Genomic DNA, 16628 nt, shown 5'->3' with positions numbered 1-16628 from the left:
AGCGGCCCACCTTGGCGAGGTCGTACCGCTTGGGGTTGAAGTAGAGGTTCTCCAGCAGGGTCTGCGCCGACTCCTTGGTCGGCGGCTCACCGGGCCGCAGCTTGCGGTAGATGTCGAGCAGGGCGTCATCCTGGCCGGCCGTGTGGTCCTTCTCCAGGGTGGCCCGCATCGACTCGTACTGGCCGAAGCGCTCGAGGATCTGCTCGTTGGTCCATCCCAGTGCCTTGAGAAGCACGGTGACGGCCTGCTTGCGCTTGCGGTCGATGCGCACACCGACGCTGTCGCGCTTGTCGATCTCGAACTCGAGCCAGGCACCCCTGGACGGGATGACCTTGCAGCCGTAGAGGTCCTTGTCGGACGTCTTGTCGACATTGCGTTCGAAGTAGACGCCGGGCGAACGGACCAGCTGCGAGACCACGACACGCTCGGTGCCGTTGATGATGAACGTGCCCTTCGGCGTCATGAGCGGGAAATCGCCCATGAACACCGTCTGGCTCTTGATCTCACCGGTGGTGTTATTGATGAACTCCGCCGTCACGAACATCGGGGCGGAGAAGGTCATGTCCTTCTCTTTGCACTCATCTACGGAGTACTTCGGCGGCTCGAACCGGTGATCGCGGAACGACAAGGACATAGTCCCCGAGAAGTCCTCGATAGGACTGATCTCTTCGAAGATCTCTTCGAGACCCGACTGGGTCGGGACGTCCTTGCGCCCGGCCTGGCGAGCCGCCTCTACCCGGGCCTTCCACTTCTCGTTGCCGAGCAACCAGTCGAAGGACTCGGTCTGCAGGGCGAGAAGGTCAGGAACTTCGAGAGGCTCCTGGATACGCGCGAAAGAGACGCGACGGGGACCAGCGGGTACGGCGGAGGCGTTGCGCGAGGCTGCCAACAGATGTCCTTCCGAGGGCTCGCGGCGGACTGACTACACGCACGCCAGACAACCTCGCAACGTGAGCAAGCATCGCGGGTCGTCAAAGGGCAGCGCAAAGGGGCAGTGTAGCCGAACGGCACACGCCTGTCCACTTCGCCCTCGCTGCATGCTCCACGTTGGTCGCAGCATCGCCCGTTCAGGCGGAAACGTCAAGCCCGCGAGCCCGACTTTTAGCCGACTCAGGGCCCGGACGCTGGGTTTTCTCCCCTGTGTGACTGATCGCCTACCGCCAGGCCCAAGACGATACCCGCGAACGGGGGCGGTTAACGCTCTGTCACACCGGGGGGCGAACCCATGCCGACAACCGGTGTAGCTGTGACTGGGTTACCCCTATCAAAGGCTTCGCTAAACCTGATTTTTGGTAACAATTGAAGGAAGCGGCACGCCCGTGATCTCAGGGCCCCCCGGCGGTCCCCAGGAGAGTGGACAGGGCCGCCACCAGCCAGCGCGAGTCTTGCCGCACCATGACGAACCTGGCCCGGTTGTAGGAGAACTCGTTCCTCAACCCTTCTTTACCGGGGATCTCCTTGACCGTACCAGTGTTCACGAAGAGCAGAACCTCTACCCGGTCGGGCTCGGCGCGCTCGACCCCGGCCCCCGCGATGGACACGGTCTGCACGATCTTCTGCTCCCTGGCTCTCGACGCCAGGGTCGTGCTCAGCTCCTTGTAGTGCTTGGTCAGCTCTCCCGTGGTGAACGTCGCGGCCCGTGCCAGATCCTCCTCGACCGTCCGGTAGTCGTACGAGAGCAGGTCGGGCGCGACCTTCTTGGCCGCGGCCACGGCCTCCGCCCCGGCCGCGTCGGCGTCGCGCAGGTCCCGCAGGTTGAACCACATGGTCGGCACCAGCACCCCCGCCACCACGACGAGGATGCCGAGCAGCGCGATCGTGAAGATCCTCACTGCACCTGCACCACCTTCGACACCAGCCAGAGACCGCCGACCTTGCTCACGTCCATCTGCCATCGGTAGTAGCGGTCCTCGGGCGGGCTCTTGGAGCCGTCCCAGCGGATCTCCACATCGGCCACGACCAGCACCTTCGCCGAGGTCCCCGTCATCGAGACCAGCCCTGTCGCGCGCAGCACGCCGTGCTGGACGACCTTGTTCTCGACGGTGGTGGACTTGAGCTTGCCGGCGTTGGTCGTGTACTCGGTCTTCGCCACCCCGGTGGAGGTGTCGAGGATGCGCCGCAGATCGGTGTCGACGGTCCGGTAGTCGAGCGAGACCAGGTTCTTCGCGTGGGTCCCCGCGGCCAGGAGCGCGGCCTGCTTGTCGCCTGCCCTGCCCTGCTCGTCGCGCGCCTGCGCGGCGATCCACGTGCCGGTGCCGACGAGCGCCGCCAGCACCCCGCTGAGCGCCGCGATCAGGATGCGAGCGGGCCGAACAGCGAGTACTGCCACGTCTGCTCACCCCTCTCCCGGCTGGTCGCTGCCGGATCATAACGCGACACCCACTCCCGAAGTCCGCGATTCGACGGAGCCGGTTGGGCAGGCGGCGCGGTTGCGGGCCGCACTCACTCCGGTCCCGCCGTCGCGAGGCTCCCCGCAGCAGGCCGGGGGTCACGTCCTGCGGGTGGCGCCTGCGTACGCGCTCGTACCCGCGGCGGCCGGTTGCGGTCGCGGGTGCGGGCGAGGACGTCCGACAGGCCGCGGGAACCCTTCCGGAAGGAATCGGTCAAGGCAGCCAGATCTCCCGCAAATGCCTTCAGATGGCCCTCAGAGGCCCGCTGAGCGCCCAGCACGGCCTTCCCCTGACTCAGACCGCCACGGTCTCGGGAAGCACCTCCTCGGCCTTTCCGAGCAGCGCGCCGCTCACCTCGGCCGGCCGCACCCCGTTGGCTCCGGACGCCTTCTCCAGCTCGGCCAGTGGCGCGCGAGAGGGGCCCGGCCCGCTTCCACCGGCTGCTAGGCGATGCCGTGGAGGTGGGCGTTGACCAGGCGGGGATATTCCTCCAGCCAGTTGCGGCCGCGCTCGTCCACGAAGGACCCCTGCGGCGGGATCACCCCGTTGGCCGCCAGCCAGGTGCCCGGCGGCTGCTGGGTGCGGCGCATCCGGTTGCCGGTCGGCATGAGCTGCGGCGGGATCGGCGGCAGCGCCCCGGGGTCGTGCCCCATCTGCGCCTCGGCCTCCAGCTCGGAGACGTCCTTCTCCTCCGACATGCCGATGGGGCCGTGTTTCCTGGCGTTCAGGAACTGCCGCACCGCCGGCTCGTCGCTCGACAGCAACATCTCGCGCGGGCCGAACATCACCAGCTCCCGCCGGAACAACATCCCGATGCTGTCGGGCACCGTGCGGGCGGTGTTGATGTCGTGCGTCACGATCAGGAACGTCGCCTCGATCTCGGTGTTGAGATCGACGATGAGCTGGTTGAGCAGCGCGGTGCGGACCGGGTCGAGACCGGAGTCGGGCTCGTCGAACAGGATGATCTCCGGGTCCAGCACCAGCGCCCTGGCCAGCCCGGCCCGCTTGCGCATGCCGCCGGAGATCTCCCCCGGCAGCTTGGTCTCGGCGCCCAGCAAGCCGACGAGCTCCATCTTCTCCATGACGATCTGGCGGATCTGGGTCTCGCTCTTCCTGGTGTGCTCGCGCAGCGGGAAGGCGATGTTGTCGAACAGGTTGAGCGAGCCGAACAGGGCGCCGTCCTGGAACAGCACGCCGAAGAGGCGGCGCAGGTCGTAGAGCTTGCTCTCGCTGCAGTTGGCCAGGTCGTAGCCGTCGATCCAGATGTGCCCGCGGTCGGGCCTGAGCAGGCCCACCAGGGTCTTGAGGAAGACCGACTTGCCGGTGCCCGAGGGGCCGAGCAGCACCGAGATCTCGCCCGCGGGGAGCGTGAGCGAGACGTCCTCCCAGATGACCTGCCGACCGAACGACTTGGTCAACCCGTCGACCACGACTTCGACGCCCACTGGCCACCTTCCCGATCGCAGGGAGTACTCAGGGGATAACGTGCCGCAAACTTTACTTCGACATTGCCCTCACCGTAACGACGTACCGGCGAATGGGAACCGGATCCCGGACCTTGTTACCGGGCGGTTATGAGACTTCCTGTCCAGTAAGGGCGCGGAGGCTGGGGCGGAGCAGGCGGGCGAGCTCCTCCTGCGGCACCCCGCGGAGCTCGTCGAGCTCCAGGAGCTGGTGGCCCACGGTCACGCCGAGCATGACCAGCGTCATCAGCGCCGCGCGCAACCGCGCGTCGTCGCCGGGCAGCGTCTCGGCGAGCCGGTCGATCTGCTTGCCCAGCACCAGCCGGGCCGACGTCGCGGCCTCCGGGTGGGTGAGCATCGAGCGCATCATGGCCAGCGAGCTCTGCGGCAGCTCGCCCATCTTCACGGTGAGCGTGCCGAGCAGGTGCTCGACCACCTCGTCCGGGTCCAGCTCCCCGCCGGAGGGCAGCGTCACGCGTACGGCCTGCTGGAACAGCTCCTGCTTGCTCCCGAAGTACTGCATCACGAGGGCCGGGTCGACCCCGGCCGCCTTGGCGATGCCCCTGATGGTGGCGCGCTCGTATCCCACGTCGGCGAAGAGCGACCTGGCCGCGTCGAGGATCCTCCCCTCGGTCCTGCGCCGCCTCTCGGCCCGCGGAAGCACCTTGTCAGCCACGAGCCGACTCTACATGCGTTGACCGACTCGCCGGTTTCGCTCTACGCTCGTTGAGTCAACACTCGTTGAGTGAAATGAGGGGACGTTTCATGTCCATCGAAGAGATCGTCTCGGGCTACCACGCGGCCATGGTCCACAAGTCGCCCGACGAGCTGGCCGAGCTCTACGCGGAGGACGGGCTGCACGAGTTCCCGTTCGGGGGGCTGCCTGCGTACCAGGGGAAGGAGGAGGTCCGCGCGGGGTACCGCAAGATGTGGGGCGCGACCCCGTTCGAGGTCGAGGAGGTACGCCGGCTGGCGCTGCACCGGACGGAGGACCCCGAGGTCGTGGTGGTGGAGCAGGACACGATCGTCGCGGTCGGCGACCGGCGGATCACTGTCCCCAGCCTCGCCGTGCTCCGGATCAGAGACGGCCGGATCATCCACAACCGGGACTACATGGACACCAGCGCCGTCGCCGAGGTGCGGGCGGGCTAGGCGCGCGGCTTCTCGGGCACGTTCACGACGACGGTGTTCGCGCAGAGGTCGTGGTAACACCGCCTCTTGTGGTCCCAGAACAGGTGCTGGCCGTCGAGCAGCCCGACGAACCAGCCCACCACCGGGATCATCGGGACGAAGACGAAGAAGCCGGCACGGATGGCGGACGCCCGCAGCGACGGCGGTCGTCCCGTGGCCGGCGCGACCACCATGATCCTGAACAGCCGTTTGCCGATCGTCTGCCCGTAGCGCGCGTGCAGCAGCCAGAAGTAGAGGAAGTTGAGGATCAGGAAGACCAGGTCGTCCGCGTCTTTCGTCACCGCCTCCACCGCCTGCTCGATGGGCCACGCGAGCAGCCCGCACACGAGGAGGTCGACGACGATGGCGAATAACCGCGCGGACCGGGGGGCGATCCATAAGCGGACGGCGTGGGGGGTGGAGTCGATCATTCGGCGATTGTCCCGCTTCCCGAGGAGTGCCCCGCTCAGGACCGGGTGAGATCGAAGACCGTGGTGCCGCCGACCGTGGTGGCGGTGAACGTCTCCTGCACCCAGGCCGCGATCTCGGCCGCGTCGTCGCTGCCGCCCGCGCTCCGCCCCCCGCCTCCCATCCCGGTGCGGACCGCCTGTCCCGGGCTGCCCGCCGCCGCCCGGGCGCTGGAACCCTCCACCGGACAGCCTCCCGAACCCCCACCGGTGGAGGGCCCGGCAGTCGGGATGGCCCCCGTGTGCGGCGTCCCCGCCGTGTCCAGGGCGTACGCCACCGGTCCCGCCAGGCACGCGACCAGGGCGACCGCCACCACGGCGGGCACCCGCCGGGTGAAGAGCATCGCCGGGGCGGCCCCCAGCCCCGCCACCAGCACGGCCGCACCCAGCCACGGGTTCCAGTCGGCGCTGCGCGACAGCAACGCGCAGGAACCACACGGCCGTGACCGCCACGACCACGGCCGACAGCCTGTGCCGCCCGCCGCTCCCGGAGCACCGCCGCGCCCATGCCCACCAGCGCCGCGATGGCCGGGGCCAGGGCCACGGTGTAGTAGGCGTGGTAGATCCCCCGCATCAGGCCGAAGACCAGCCCCCTCACGACCAACCGGCTCCCCCACACCCACAGCGCGGCGCGTACGGGATCGGTCCGCTGGGCACGCCGATTGGCGACCCGATGAGACGAGCGTGAGAAACCTCCGAGCCACCGGCACCGGCGCTCGGCCGCCCACGGCCCCGGAACGCGAAAAGAGGCGGGCACACCCGGCACCAGGGTGTATCCGCCTCTTTCCGAAGAGCTCTTGCGTGAAGCGAAGGGGAAGTTACTTCACGGTCACGGTGGCGCCGGCGCCCTCGAGGGCAGCCTTGGCCTTCTCCGCCTGCTCCTTGTTGACCTTGCCGTCGAAGACCGGCTTGGGAGCGCCGTCCACCAGGTCCTTGGCCTCCTTGAGGCCCAGGGACGTGAGGGCGCGGATCTCCTTGATGACCTGGATCTTCTTGTCGCCGGCGGCCTCGAGGATGACGTCGAACTCGTCCTGCTCCTCAACGGCGGCGGCCTCGCCACCACCAGCGGCGGCGGGGGCGGCGGCAACCGCGACGGGGGCGGCGGCCTTGACGTCGAAGACCTCTTCGAACTGCTTCACGAACTCGGACAGCTCGAGGAGGGTCATCTCCTTGAACGCGTCGAGCAGCTCGTCGGTGCTGAGCTTCGCCATGATGGTTTCCTTACGTTTAGGACTTGCTGAAAACTAGGAACGGGACCGCGGTAGTTGCGGCAACCCCCGTGTTACTCGCCAGCCTCGTCGCGCTTGGCGCGCAGGGCGTCGGCCAGCTGAGCCATCTGCGTGGGCAGAGCGGCGAACATCGCTGCGGCAGCGCTCTGCTTCGCCTTCATGGCACCGGCAAGCTTCGCGAGGAGGACCTCGCGGGACTCGAGGTCGGCGAGCTTGGTGATCTCGGAGGCGTCGAGCGTCTTGCCGTCGAGGACGCCGCCCTTGATCACCAGAAGGGGATTGGCCTTGGCGAAGTCACGCAGACCCTTGGCCGCCTCGACAACGTCTCCGTTGACGAAGGCGATCGCGGTCGGACCGGCGAGCAGGCTGTCGAGGCCCGCAAGACCGGCCTCGTTGGCCGCGATCTTGGTCAGGGTGTTCTTCGCCACGGCGAACTTCGCATTCCCACCGAGAGAGACGCGCAGCTCCTTGAGCTGAGCAACGGTGAGACCGCGGTACTCGGTCAGAACGGCGGCGGCGCTGCCTTCGAACTCACGCTTGAGCTCGGCAACCGCTGTCGCCTTATCCGCCCTCGCCATGGGCCTCCTTCCAGATGTGCCACCGGCGAAGGGCCCCAGAAATGAGAACAGCCCCGAGCGCAGGGCGCACGGGGCTCGCACACACGGATCAAACCATGTGGGAAACTCGCATCACACCTGCGCGGGCCGTCCACTTGACGTGGAACCTTCGGTCGCCAGGCTTTGAGGCACCTGACGACGACCGGCGGTCTTTGGCAACCACCAGACTACGTCCTGGCCGCCGAGTTTCCAAATCGTTCTCAGTTGGTCGTGCCCTTGGGCAGCTCTCCCACCTGGTCAGCGGGCGGGGCCTGGATGTTGACGGCCTCGTTGAAGTCCTTGAAGAACAGGGTGGCGTCGAGCGTGGCGCCCTCCTTGGAGCCGTTCAGCGCGAGCTTGCGCGGCAGCCCGTCGGCGGCCACCCAGATGTCGAACTTGACGTCCTTCAGCTCAGCCAGGCCCTGGCGCGCCTGCTCCTGCTTGTCGGCGGGCAACTGCTGCACGGCCGCCTCCACGGGGAAGGTGCCGCTGTAGTGAGTCGTGTCCTCGCCGTTGACACTCTCGTTGCCGACGGACTTCACGTCCTGCGAGGCCGTGACCAGCTTGGTCATGTTGCCGAGATCGAACTGCTGGATCTGGCCGAGGTACTGGTCCACCTGCGCGGAGTCGCCCATCTCGCTCAGCGTGAACTTCATCCACGGCTTGGTGGCGCCCATGAGCTCCTTGAGGGCCTCCACCTTCACGTAGACGGTGTCGCCCTGCAGCACGGCACGTACGCCACCCGGCAGGCTGCGCCCGCCCATGTCGACGGTGTCGAGCGTGACGTCGGCGGCGAGCTGGGGCTTGCTCTGGTAAAGCATGCGACCCTGCACCTTGCCGGCGCCCTCTTGCGGGTGCGTCACGTTCACCACGGCGTCCACCGTGTAGCTGGTGACCTCCGCGGTCTTCTGCGCGGCCTGCGCGAGTACTTCGGAGGCGGCCAGGTTGACCTGGATGGGCTGGGCGTTCGATCCGCAACCGGCGACCGCCGCCACAACGAGCGCGGCACCGGCCGCGGCCATACTTATCGTGCGCTTCAGCATGTCTTGACCCTACTTTTAGGTATCCGCGCTGTGGCGTCTTCCCCTCATAAATAGGGGAAAACCCAGGGTTAACCCTCACACCCCATGCACAATTCCCACACAACCATCGGCGCTGCCCCCTGTCCCTGCCCCCAACCAAGGCCCCGAACCGGCTCGGGGTGGGGTTCGGTCCAAGGCTGGTGGGGGCAGCATGCGTGTCGCCATGCGGTCCGGTACGGCGGTCGGCACGCGGTTCCCGATCCAGCGGACGCGCGACCGCGGCGCGGTACGACGGACCGGCAGGCTGGGACGGTCTCCGACGCCACACCCGTGGGCGGGACGAGCGGCCGGGCTAACGCGGGCACCGCAGGCGCGGCGGACGCGTGGCTGGGCGGCCCTGAGGGCGCGGCAGAGGCCTGGGCAGGCCGGCGAATGGGCGGCACCGGGTGACGGCCACACGGGCGCTCAGGCACACGCTGAGCACGCGGACAATGCGTTACCCGCCCCCAACGACCGGGACACCCACGCGACCCGCAGGCGCGCGCGGAAATCGTGGAGGCAGGTGGGGCGCATGGAGCAGGTGGAGACGTACCGGAAAGCCAAAGCGCCCCTGCCCGGTGAACGGGCAGGGGCGCGGAAGGCTTCCGAGGAAGCTCAGCCCTCCAGCTCGGCCGTGAGGCCGCGGGTGACGTTGGGGTCGACCGGGACGCCCGGGCCCATCGTCGTGGAGAAGGTGACCTTCTTCAGGTAGCGGCCCTTGGCGGCCGACGGCTTGAGACGCAGCACCTCGTCCAGGGCGGCGGCGTAGTTCTCGATGAGCTGGCGCTCGCCGAACGACGTCTTGCCGATGATGAAGTGCAGGTTGGCCTGCCGGTCCGTACGGAACTCGATCTTGCCGCCCTTGATCTCCGTCACGGCCTTGGCGACGTCGGGCGTCACGGTGCCGGTCTTCGGGTTGGGCATGAGGCCACGGGGACCGAGCACGCGGCCGAGCCGGCCGACCTTGCCCATCAGGTCGGGCGTGGCCACCACGGCGTCGAACTCGTTGAGCCGGTTGCCCTTGGCGATCTCGTCGATCAGCTCGTCGGCGCCGACGATGTCGGCGCCCGCCTCGCGGGCCGCCTCGGCACGGTCACCGGTCGCGAAGACCAGGACCCGGGCGGTCTTACCGGTGCCGTGCGGGAGGTTGACCGTGCCGCGCACGATCTGGTCGGCCTTGCGAGGGTCGACGCCGAGCCGGAGGGCGACCTCCACGGTGGCGTCGAACTTGGTGGTCGACGTCTCCTTGGCCAGCTTCGCCGCCTCGACGGGCGTGTAGAGCTTGTCGCGGTCTACTTTGGCGGCGGCGTCTTTGTGCGCCTTGCTGCGCTGCATTTCTTGACTCCTTGTGGTGTGCGGGCCCGTCTCGAGGACGGCCCTCCCACGACTTCTGGGAAAGGTCTTACTCGGCGACGGTGATGCCCATCGACCGGGCGGTGCCGGCGATGATCTTCTCGGCCGCCTCGATGTCGTTGGCGTTGAGGTCGGGCATCTTCGTCTCGGCGATGCTGCGCAGCTGCTCGCGGCTGAGCTTGCCCACCTTGTCGCGGTGCGGGACCGCACTGCCCTTGTCGAGACCCAGGGCCTTCTTGATCAGCTCGGGCGCCGGCGGCGTCTTCGTGATGAAGGTGAAGCTGCGGTCTTCGAAAATGGTGATCTCAACGGGGATGATGTTGCCCCGCTGGGACTCCGTCGCAGCGTTGTACTGCTTGACGAAGTCCATGATGTTGACGCCGTGGGGACCGAGGGCGGTACCCACCGGCGGCGCCGGAGTGGCCTGGCCAGCGGGAAGCTGGACCTTCACCAGGGCGGCGATTTTCTTCTTCGGAGGCATTTGTCCTTCTCCGGGTCCTGATTGCGGTGCCGTCAGGTCCGCGGATGCGGCCCTGACATGTCGGAAGGCCGCCCTTCGCGCAAGGCGGCCAGCCGAACGTCTAAGTGTATGTGATCGTCTTAGATCTTCGAGACCTGGTTGAACGAGAGCTCCACCGGAGTCTCGCGGCCGAAGATCGACACGAGCACCTTGAGCTTCTGCGACTCGGGGCTGATCTCGCTCACCGAGGCGGGCAGCGTGGCGAACGGGCCGTCCATGACCGTGACGGACTCGCCGATCTCGAACTCGACCGTCGGGCCGGTGGCCGTCTTGGCCGTGGCCTTCTTGGTCTCCTCGGTCGGCTCCGGCGCCAGCAGCTTGGCGACCTCGTCGAGGCTGAGCGGGCTCGGCTTGTTGGACAGGCCCACGAAGCCGGTCACGCCGGGCGTGTTGCGCACGGCGGCCCAGGACTCGTCGGTCAGCTCCATGCGCACCAGCACGTAGCCGGGCAGCACACGCTCCTTGACCGGCACCTTCTTGCCGCTCTTGAACTCCTGGACGGTGTGCGTCGGCACCTCGACCTGGTAGATGTAGTCCTCCATGTTGAGCGACACGTTGCGGCTCTCGATGTTGGACTTCACGCGGTTCTCGTAACCGGCGTAGGAGTGGATGACGTACCACTCGCCGGGAAGGCCGCGCAGCGAGCTCTTGAACTCCTCGACGGGGTCGACGTCGGGAAGAACCGAACCGTCCTCGACGGCAGCGGCCTCGACATCGGCCACCTCGTCGCTCTCCTCGACCTCGGCCTCCTCGAGAGCCGCCTCGGCGGACTCCTCAGTGGCCTCTTCCAGCTCGTCGCCCCACTCGTCGCGGGACTCGTCCGCCGGAACTGAAGACTCGGACACGGTGACTCTTCCTCTTTCGTGGTATCGAATGGCGACTCCGTCAGGCGATCCCGGCGGTGTCTCGGTCAGGATCCGCCGAAGACGCGGAGAACCACCCATCCCAGGGCACTGTCGAGCCCGTACACGATAGCAACCATGATCAGAACGAATATCAGAACGACCGTGGTGTAGGTGATGAGATCCTTGCGTGTCGGCCAGATGACCTTACGAAGCTCGTTGACGACCTGCCGGTAGAAGAGGGCAGGAGACGTACGCGTCTTCTTCTCGCCACTAGGCTTGTCTGCGGTCTCGCCGCGCGTGTCGATCGCCACAGTCCTCACCTGATCCGTCGTATCCAACGCAGTCTTGCGGCGCGCTTACACGCCTAGTATTGCGCGGACCGCACTCGCAGGGCACGAGGGACTCGAACCCCCAACCGCCGGTTTTGGAGACCGGTGCGCTACCAATTGCGCCAGTGCCCTATGTCGTTGACCAGACTACCCTGATCGACTCACTGCCTGGACCGAACCGCTCGCCGACATGCGGCGGAAGGACCAGGCGAAAGCATACGGGGGATTGCCCGGTACGTCGAACCAAAACCTGATCGCCCAGGTCATGACCGCGTGGGAGTCACATGGGAGCATGGACACATGTCCACTCGACCCCGCATCTCCGCCAGAATTTCCGCGATTTCCGAGTCCGCCACGCTCGCCGTGGACGCCAAGGCGAAGGCGATGAAGGCGGCCGGACGCCCCGTCATCGGCTTCGGCGCGGGAGAGCCCGACTTCCCGACGCCGGGCTACATCGTCGAGGCCGCGATCGAGGCCGCCCGCGACCCCCGCTTCCACAAGTACACGCCGGCCGGCGGTCTCCCCGAGCTCAAGCAGGCGATCGCGGCCAAGACCCGGCGCGACTCCGGCTACGCGGCCGAGGCGTCGCAGGTGCTGGTCACCAACGGCGGCAAGCAGGCGGTCTACGAGGCGTTCGCGACGCTGCTCGACCCGGGCGACGAGGTCCTGGTCGTGGCCCCCTACTGGACGACCTACCCCGAGGCGATCAAGCTGGCCGGCGGCGTGCAGGTCGACGTCGTGACCGACGAGTCCACCGGCTACCTGGCGAGCGTCGAGCAGCTCGAGGCCGCGCGCACCGAGCGGACGAAGGTGCTGCTGTTCGTCTCGCCGTCCAACCCGACGGGCGCCGTCTACTCCCGTGACGAGACGGTGGCGATCGGCCGCTGGGCGGCCGAGCACGGCCTCTGGGTGGTCACCGACGAGATCTACGAGCACCTGGTGTACGCCGGCGCCGAGTTCACCAGCATCGCCACGGCCGTCCCCGAGCTGGGCGACCGGGTCGTCATCCTCAACGGCGTGGCCAAGACCTACGCGATGACCGGCTGGCGCGTGGGCTGGCTGATCGGCCCGGCCGACGTGGTGAAGGCCGCGACCAACCTGCAGTCCCACGCCACCTCCAACGTCTCCAACGTGGCCCAGATGGCGGCGCTGGCGGCGGTGTCCGGCGACCTGTCGGCGGTGGCGGAGATGCGCACGGCGTTCGACCGGCGCAGGCAGACGATGGTCCGGATGCTCAACGAGATCCCGGGCGTGTTCTGCCCCGAGCCGAAGGGGGCGTTCTACGCGTACCCGACGGTCAAGGAGCTGATCGGCAAGGAGCTGCGCGGCAGGCGGCCTCAGTCGTCCGGTGAGCTGGCGGAGCTGATCCTGGAGGAGGCCGAGGTCGCGGTGGTGCCGGGCGAGGCATTCGGTACGCCGGGCTACTTCCGGCTGTCCTACGCGCTGGGTGACGAGGACCTGGCGGAGGGCGTGAGCCGGCTGGGCAAGCTGCTCTCCGAGGCCCGCTGACAGCGGGGTCAGGGCTCAGCCCAAGGTGATGCCGTCCGCGATCTGCCTGATCTCGGTGGTGAGGCCGGGGGTCGCGGCGACGTAGACGGCGGTGCCCGGCCGCTCCAGCCACATGAAGTTGCGCACGCCCGTACGCGTGGTCCAGTGCAGCGCCGGCTTGCCCTCGTACACGGTCAGCGTCGACCTGGCCACCAGCGTGACGAACTGGTCGGCCGTGCGCACGCCGCACACCACGCCCACGTACAGGCGCTCGTCGTTGTCGCCCCAGATCCGTCCCCTGACCTTGAGCGGCCGCCGGAGCGAGTCGAGCCGGGCGAACGAACCCTCGCGGTCGAGGCCGGGCAGCGTGGCCGGCACCAGCACCTTGGTGCCGCCGCAGGACAGCGGGGCCGTGCTCTTGCGGGTGACGACCGGTTTGGGCGGCGGGGTGGCCGTGGACGGCAGGGCTTCGCCACCACCGCCGCACGCCGTGAGCGTGCACACGAGGAGCACCGCTGCCAGCCGCCGCATCGACCCTCCCCTTGACATGTGCGGATAACCAGGGAAAAGGCTCTCAGTCTCCTACACGATTCTTGACGGAGGCGGCAATTGCCACGAGTTCCCCGCCGAGCGAATCGCTGACCCTGATCCACGCGCCGGTCCCGGCGCGTTCGAGCCAGACGATCGCCCTTCCGCCGCCCGGATGTCTCCCGACCACGGCGGGCCTGCCGCGCACGGTGGTGGCGCGGGCGTTCAGCAGGGTGGCCCGCTTGCGGTAGCCGTCCCAGTCAGCGGCCACCGTACCGTGCTCCACCTGGGCTTCGACAAATCTGTCCGCCGAGCCGAACCAGGCCCAGCCGCCCTCGACCCCGGGGCGCCGCTCGATGGCTCCCCCGCCGCCGCGGTCGAGGCCGTCGGGCAGGTACGTGAGCCAGAGGTCGTCGGAGATCACCGCGAGCGTGGCGACGGCGGCCACGGCGACGGCCGGCGGGCTCGCGACCGGCACGGGCGGGGGCGCCGCCCCCGTGTGGCGCGGCGGACGCCCGAACCCGGATGAGAAGAGCGCGTAGATGATGAGGGCCGTCAATCCGAACGCGAGCCCCGCGAGCGCCGCGCGCCATCCCTGGCCGATCTCGTACCCCTCAGGGATCATGCATCCTTGATCCCCCATCCGGCCTCGTCCGTACCGCGAGTTCTACTCGGCCGGACGGACGCCTTCCGCGATCTTGTCACGGACTGCCGCGTCGACGACGCGCGAACCCGCCCGGAGGTTGAGTGGCAAGATATGCGAATGCCACGGCCTCTACACGCGCTTCCCAAGGCCCATCTTCACCTGCACTTCACCGGCTCGATGCGGCACGCGACACTGATCGAGCTGGCCAGGGAACAAGGGCTGCACCTGCCCGACGCGCTGGAAGAGGACTGGCCGCCCAAGTTGCGGGCCACCGACGAGCGTGGCTGGTTCAGGTTCCAGCGGCTGTACGACATCGCCAGGTCCGTGCTGACCCGCCCCGAATACGTCTACCGGCTCATGCGCGAGACCGCGGAGGACGAGGTCGCGGCCGGGTCGCGGTGGCTGGAGATCCAGGTGGACCCCTCGGGGTACGCGCAGCGCTTCGGCGGGCTGACGGCCACGCTGGAGCTGGTCCTCGACGCGGTGGACCAGGCCGCCCGGCACGCCGGGGTCGGCATCGCCGTGGTCGTGGCGGCCAACAGGACCCGCCATCCGCTCGACGCGAACACGCTGGCCAGGCTCGCCACCCAGTACGCCGGCAAGGGCGTGGTCGGCTTCGGGCTGTCCAACGACGAGCGGCGCGGCGCGGCCAGGGACTTCGAGCGGGCCTTCCGGATCGCCAAGCGGGGCGGGCTGCTGTCCGTGCCGCACGGGGGCGAGCTGCTGGGCCCGCGCAGCGTGGCGCAGTGCGTGGACGACCTGGGGGCCGACCGGGTGGGGCACGGGGTGCGCGCGGCGGAGGACGCCTGGCTGATGCAGCGGCTGGCCGACCGGCAGGTCTGCTGCGAGATCTGTCCCACCTCGAACGTGGGCCTGGGGGTGGCCGAGCGGGCGGCCGACGTGCCGGTGCGCAGGTTGTTCGACGCGGGGGTGCCGATCGCGCTGGGGGCCGACGACCCGTTGTTGTTCGGCACCCGGCTGCTGCGGCAGTACGAGCTGGCCCGGGAGTGCTACGGGTTCAGCGACGCGGAGGTGGCCGAGCTGGCCCGGCAGTCCGTACGGTCGTCCACGGCCCCGGAGTCGGTGCGGAAGGATCTGCTCAAGGGCGTGGACGACTGGCTCACGAGCTCACCGGAGTGACTCGGCCACCCGGACGGCCTCCCGCACGGAGCCCGCGCCTTCCAGGCGGTAGTTGAGCGTGTCCTGCTGCCAGATGAGCGTGGGGGCGGCCTGGCGCAGGGGGACCTCCGTACCGTCCTGGCGGGGGATGTAGCCGAGCGGGTGCGCCCCCGGGATCCACCAGGCGTCGTCGCCGTTCACCAGCGTGTGGCCGGGGAAGGGCGGGCCGAGCTTCTTGAAGAAGAACGGCCGTACGGCGCCGTCGAACTGGTCGAGCCTGATGCCGCCCGGCCAGAACATCGACACCACCCGGCCGCGGTCGGCGACCGTGACGCGTTGCGGGTCGCCCAAGGCGGACGGGATCCGCACCTGGAACCTCACCTCGTTCGGCAGGTCGTCCAGCGTCACGGGGTGCTCGCCCGGGATGGGGGTCGGGGTGGTGATCGGCGGGGGTGCCTCGTCGCCGATCCTGAGCTCGACCCCGGCGAACCGCAGGATCTGCGCCACGGCGGCGCGGCCCTGGGGGGTGGCGGCCGTCACGGTGACCACGGCCACGACCACGGCCGCCACGATCGCCCACCGGGTCCGGCGCCGCCGCCCGTCCCGCCTTCCCGGCGCCCGGGAGTCGCGGCGCGAGGGCGGGCGAACGGGCCCGGTGACCGGACCGTGCGCCGGATCGGGACTCGGATCGGGACTCGGATCGGGCGTCGGGTAATGCGCTGGATCCGGGGCCGGATCGGGGGCGGCGGCTTCGAGGCGGGCGCGGACGGTGGCGGCGACGTCGGCAGGGGGTGGGGTGGGGACGTCGAGGAGGTCGCCGAGTGCCAGGAGTTCGGCCTCGAGGTCGTCGAAGGGCTCACGCGAGTTCATTGCCCACCTCCTCCCTCAGCCGGGCCAGCCCCCGATGGGTGCTGGACTTGACGGTCCCGACGGGCCAGTCGAGCACCTGCGCGGTTTCCGCTTCGCTCAGTTGTAAGAAGTACCGGCAGACGACCGCCTGGCGTTCCCGCTCGGGCAGCCCGCGTACGGCCGCCAGCAGGCGCGAGCGCCGGTCGGTGGCGACGGCGGCGCCCTCCGGGTCGTCCGGGGCCCGCGTGTCGGCGATGGCGCCCAGGCGCAGCGTGAGCTCGGACCTGCGCCCCCGCGACCGGGTCAGGTTGTGGGTCTCGTTGGCGACGATGCGCAGCAGCCACGGCCGGAAGGACGATTCGCGGCGAAAGCTCGACAGGTGGCGGAAGGCCTTGACGAACGCCTCCTGCACCACGTCCTCGGCCTCGTTCCCCGCCCCCAGCATGGCGGCGGTACGGTGGGCGAGCGCGCTGTAGCGGGCGACCAGCACCTCGTAGGCGGCCAGGTCACCGTCGAGCGAGCGGCCGATCGCCTCGTCGTCGTCCATGACGAGTCAGATTCCATCCCATCCGGGG

Annotated in this window: 20 protein-coding genes, 1 tRNA gene and 1 pseudogene; 3 read left to right on the top strand and 19 right to left on the bottom strand. The window is 68.8% G+C overall.

The features are described 5' to 3' along the window. The 5 genes and pseudogenes from ACBJ59_RS50035 to ACBJ59_RS50015 all read right to left on the bottom strand — a co-directional run. Positions 1-889: pseudogene (locus ACBJ59_RS50035) on the bottom strand (DNA-directed RNA polymerase subunit beta); the annotation flags it as partial. Positions 890-1325: 436 nt separating this feature from the next. Further along, positions 1326-1832: a hypothetical protein gene (locus ACBJ59_RS50030; protein WP_375117056.1), complete on the bottom strand. Its 507-nt coding sequence runs from the start codon at positions 1830-1832 to the stop codon at positions 1326-1328. After that, positions 1829-2329 (bottom strand): hypothetical protein, encoded by a 501-nt coding sequence (locus ACBJ59_RS50025; protein ID WP_375117055.1) that lies wholly within the window; start codon positions 2327-2329, stop codon positions 1829-1831. Before ACBJ59_RS50025 ends, ACBJ59_RS50030 begins: the two co-directional genes overlap by 4 nt. Before the next feature lie 504 nt (positions 2330-2833). After that, positions 2834-3835 (bottom strand): ABC transporter ATP-binding protein, encoded by a 1002-nt coding sequence (locus ACBJ59_RS50020; RefSeq protein WP_375117054.1) that lies wholly within the window; start codon positions 3833-3835, stop codon positions 2834-2836. Positions 3836-3962: 127 nt separating this feature from the next. Further along, entirely contained in the window at positions 3963-4529 is a 567-nt protein-coding gene (locus ACBJ59_RS50015) for a TetR/AcrR family transcriptional regulator (protein WP_375117053.1), read from the bottom strand. An 89-nt stretch (positions 4530-4618) separates the two neighbouring features. Here ACBJ59_RS50015 and ACBJ59_RS50010 point away from each other — a divergent pair, with 89 nt between their 5' ends. Next, positions 4619-5005, top strand: a complete 387-nt coding sequence (locus ACBJ59_RS50010) for a nuclear transport factor 2 family protein (protein ID WP_375117052.1) — start codon at positions 4619-4621, stop codon at positions 5003-5005. Here ACBJ59_RS50010 and ACBJ59_RS50005 read toward each other — a convergent pair. The 10 genes from ACBJ59_RS50005 to ACBJ59_RS49960 all read right to left on the bottom strand — a co-directional run bounded on the left by ACBJ59_RS50005 (position 5002) and on the right by ACBJ59_RS49960 (position 11555). Continuing rightward, entirely contained in the window at positions 5002-5454 is a 453-nt protein-coding gene (locus tag ACBJ59_RS50005; RefSeq protein ID WP_375117051.1) for an RDD family protein, read from the bottom strand. The genes ACBJ59_RS50010 and ACBJ59_RS50005 overlap by 4 nt on opposite strands. A 35-nt stretch (positions 5455-5489) precedes the next feature. Further along, positions 5490-5912, bottom strand: coding sequence for a hypothetical protein (locus tag ACBJ59_RS50000; RefSeq protein ID WP_375117050.1), 423 nt, complete (start codon positions 5910-5912; stop codon positions 5490-5492). Positions 5913-6308: 396 nt separating this feature from the next. Continuing rightward, positions 6309-6701 (bottom strand): 50S ribosomal protein L7/L12, encoded by a 393-nt coding sequence (gene rplL / locus ACBJ59_RS49995; protein WP_185070580.1) that lies wholly within the window; start codon positions 6699-6701, stop codon positions 6309-6311. 71 nt (positions 6702-6772) lie between these two features. Beyond that, positions 6773-7297, bottom strand: coding sequence for a 50S ribosomal protein L10 (gene rplJ, locus ACBJ59_RS49990; protein WP_364138252.1), 525 nt, complete (start codon positions 7295-7297; stop codon positions 6773-6775). A 239-nt stretch (positions 7298-7536) separates the two neighbouring features. Then, complete coding sequence (locus tag ACBJ59_RS49985; protein WP_375117049.1) at positions 7537-8358, bottom strand: LppX_LprAFG lipoprotein; 822 nt, start codon at positions 8356-8358, stop codon at positions 7537-7539. Positions 8359-8991: 633 nt separating this feature from the next. Then, complete coding sequence (rplA, locus tag ACBJ59_RS49980) at positions 8992-9711, bottom strand: 50S ribosomal protein L1 (RefSeq protein ID WP_364119517.1); 720 nt, start codon at positions 9709-9711, stop codon at positions 8992-8994. 67 nt (positions 9712-9778) lie between these two features. After that, on the bottom strand, positions 9779-10210 hold the full coding sequence (gene rplK, locus ACBJ59_RS49975) for a 50S ribosomal protein L11 (protein ID WP_138719455.1): 432 nt from the start codon (positions 10208-10210) through the stop codon (positions 9779-9781). Positions 10211-10329: 119 nt separating this feature from the next. After that, positions 10330-11094, bottom strand: a complete 765-nt coding sequence (gene nusG, locus ACBJ59_RS49970; protein WP_364119519.1) for a transcription termination/antitermination protein NusG — start codon at positions 11092-11094, stop codon at positions 10330-10332. Positions 11095-11159: 65 nt separating this feature from the next. After that, entirely contained in the window at positions 11160-11405 is a 246-nt protein-coding gene (secE, locus tag ACBJ59_RS49965) for a preprotein translocase subunit SecE (protein WP_364119522.1), read from the bottom strand. A 77-nt stretch (positions 11406-11482) separates the two neighbouring features. After that, positions 11483-11555, bottom strand: a tRNA-Trp gene (locus ACBJ59_RS49960). A gap of 168 nt (positions 11556-11723) precedes the next feature. On the opposite strand from ACBJ59_RS49960, the gene ACBJ59_RS49955 reads away from it, so the two are divergent. Further along, a complete protein-coding gene (locus ACBJ59_RS49955; protein ID WP_375117048.1) occupies positions 11724-12932 on the top strand; it encodes a pyridoxal phosphate-dependent aminotransferase in 1209 nt (402 codons plus the stop codon). A gap of 15 nt (positions 12933-12947) precedes the next feature. Here ACBJ59_RS49955 and ACBJ59_RS49950 read toward each other — a convergent pair whose 3' ends face one another. After that, positions 12948-13442 (bottom strand): hypothetical protein, encoded by a 495-nt coding sequence (locus ACBJ59_RS49950; RefSeq protein ID WP_375117047.1) that lies wholly within the window; start codon positions 13440-13442, stop codon positions 12948-12950. Positions 13443-13485: 43 nt separating this feature from the next. After that, positions 13486-14064 carry a hypothetical protein gene (locus ACBJ59_RS49945; RefSeq protein ID WP_375117046.1) on the bottom strand — a complete coding sequence of 193 codons (579 nt, stop codon included), beginning with the start codon at positions 14062-14064 and terminating at the stop codon, positions 13486-13488. Positions 14065-14202: 138 nt separating this feature from the next. Between ACBJ59_RS49945 and ACBJ59_RS49940 the strand changes: the two genes are divergently transcribed. Then, positions 14203-15225, top strand: a complete 1023-nt coding sequence (locus ACBJ59_RS49940; RefSeq protein ID WP_375117045.1) for an adenosine deaminase — start codon at positions 14203-14205, stop codon at positions 15223-15225. Here ACBJ59_RS49940 and ACBJ59_RS49935 read toward each other — a convergent pair. After that, positions 15214-16074, bottom strand: coding sequence for a hypothetical protein (locus ACBJ59_RS49935; RefSeq protein WP_375117044.1), 861 nt, complete (start codon positions 16072-16074; stop codon positions 15214-15216). The two genes, ACBJ59_RS49940 and ACBJ59_RS49935, sit on opposite strands and share 12 nt — an antisense overlap. Further along, positions 16061-16600: an RNA polymerase sigma factor gene (locus ACBJ59_RS49930; protein WP_375117043.1), complete on the bottom strand. Its 540-nt coding sequence runs from the start codon at positions 16598-16600 to the stop codon at positions 16061-16063. The genes ACBJ59_RS49935 and ACBJ59_RS49930 overlap by 14 nt, the downstream gene beginning before the upstream one ends. Between the last annotated feature and the right edge of the window lie 28 nt (positions 16601-16628).

The organism is Nonomuraea sp. MTCD27, assembly GCF_041950495.1.
Lineage (GTDB): Bacteria > Actinomycetota > Actinomycetes > Streptosporangiales > Streptosporangiaceae > Nonomuraea.
Note: the sequence above shows the minus strand (reverse complement) of the source record. Positions and strands in the feature narration are given on the sequence as shown.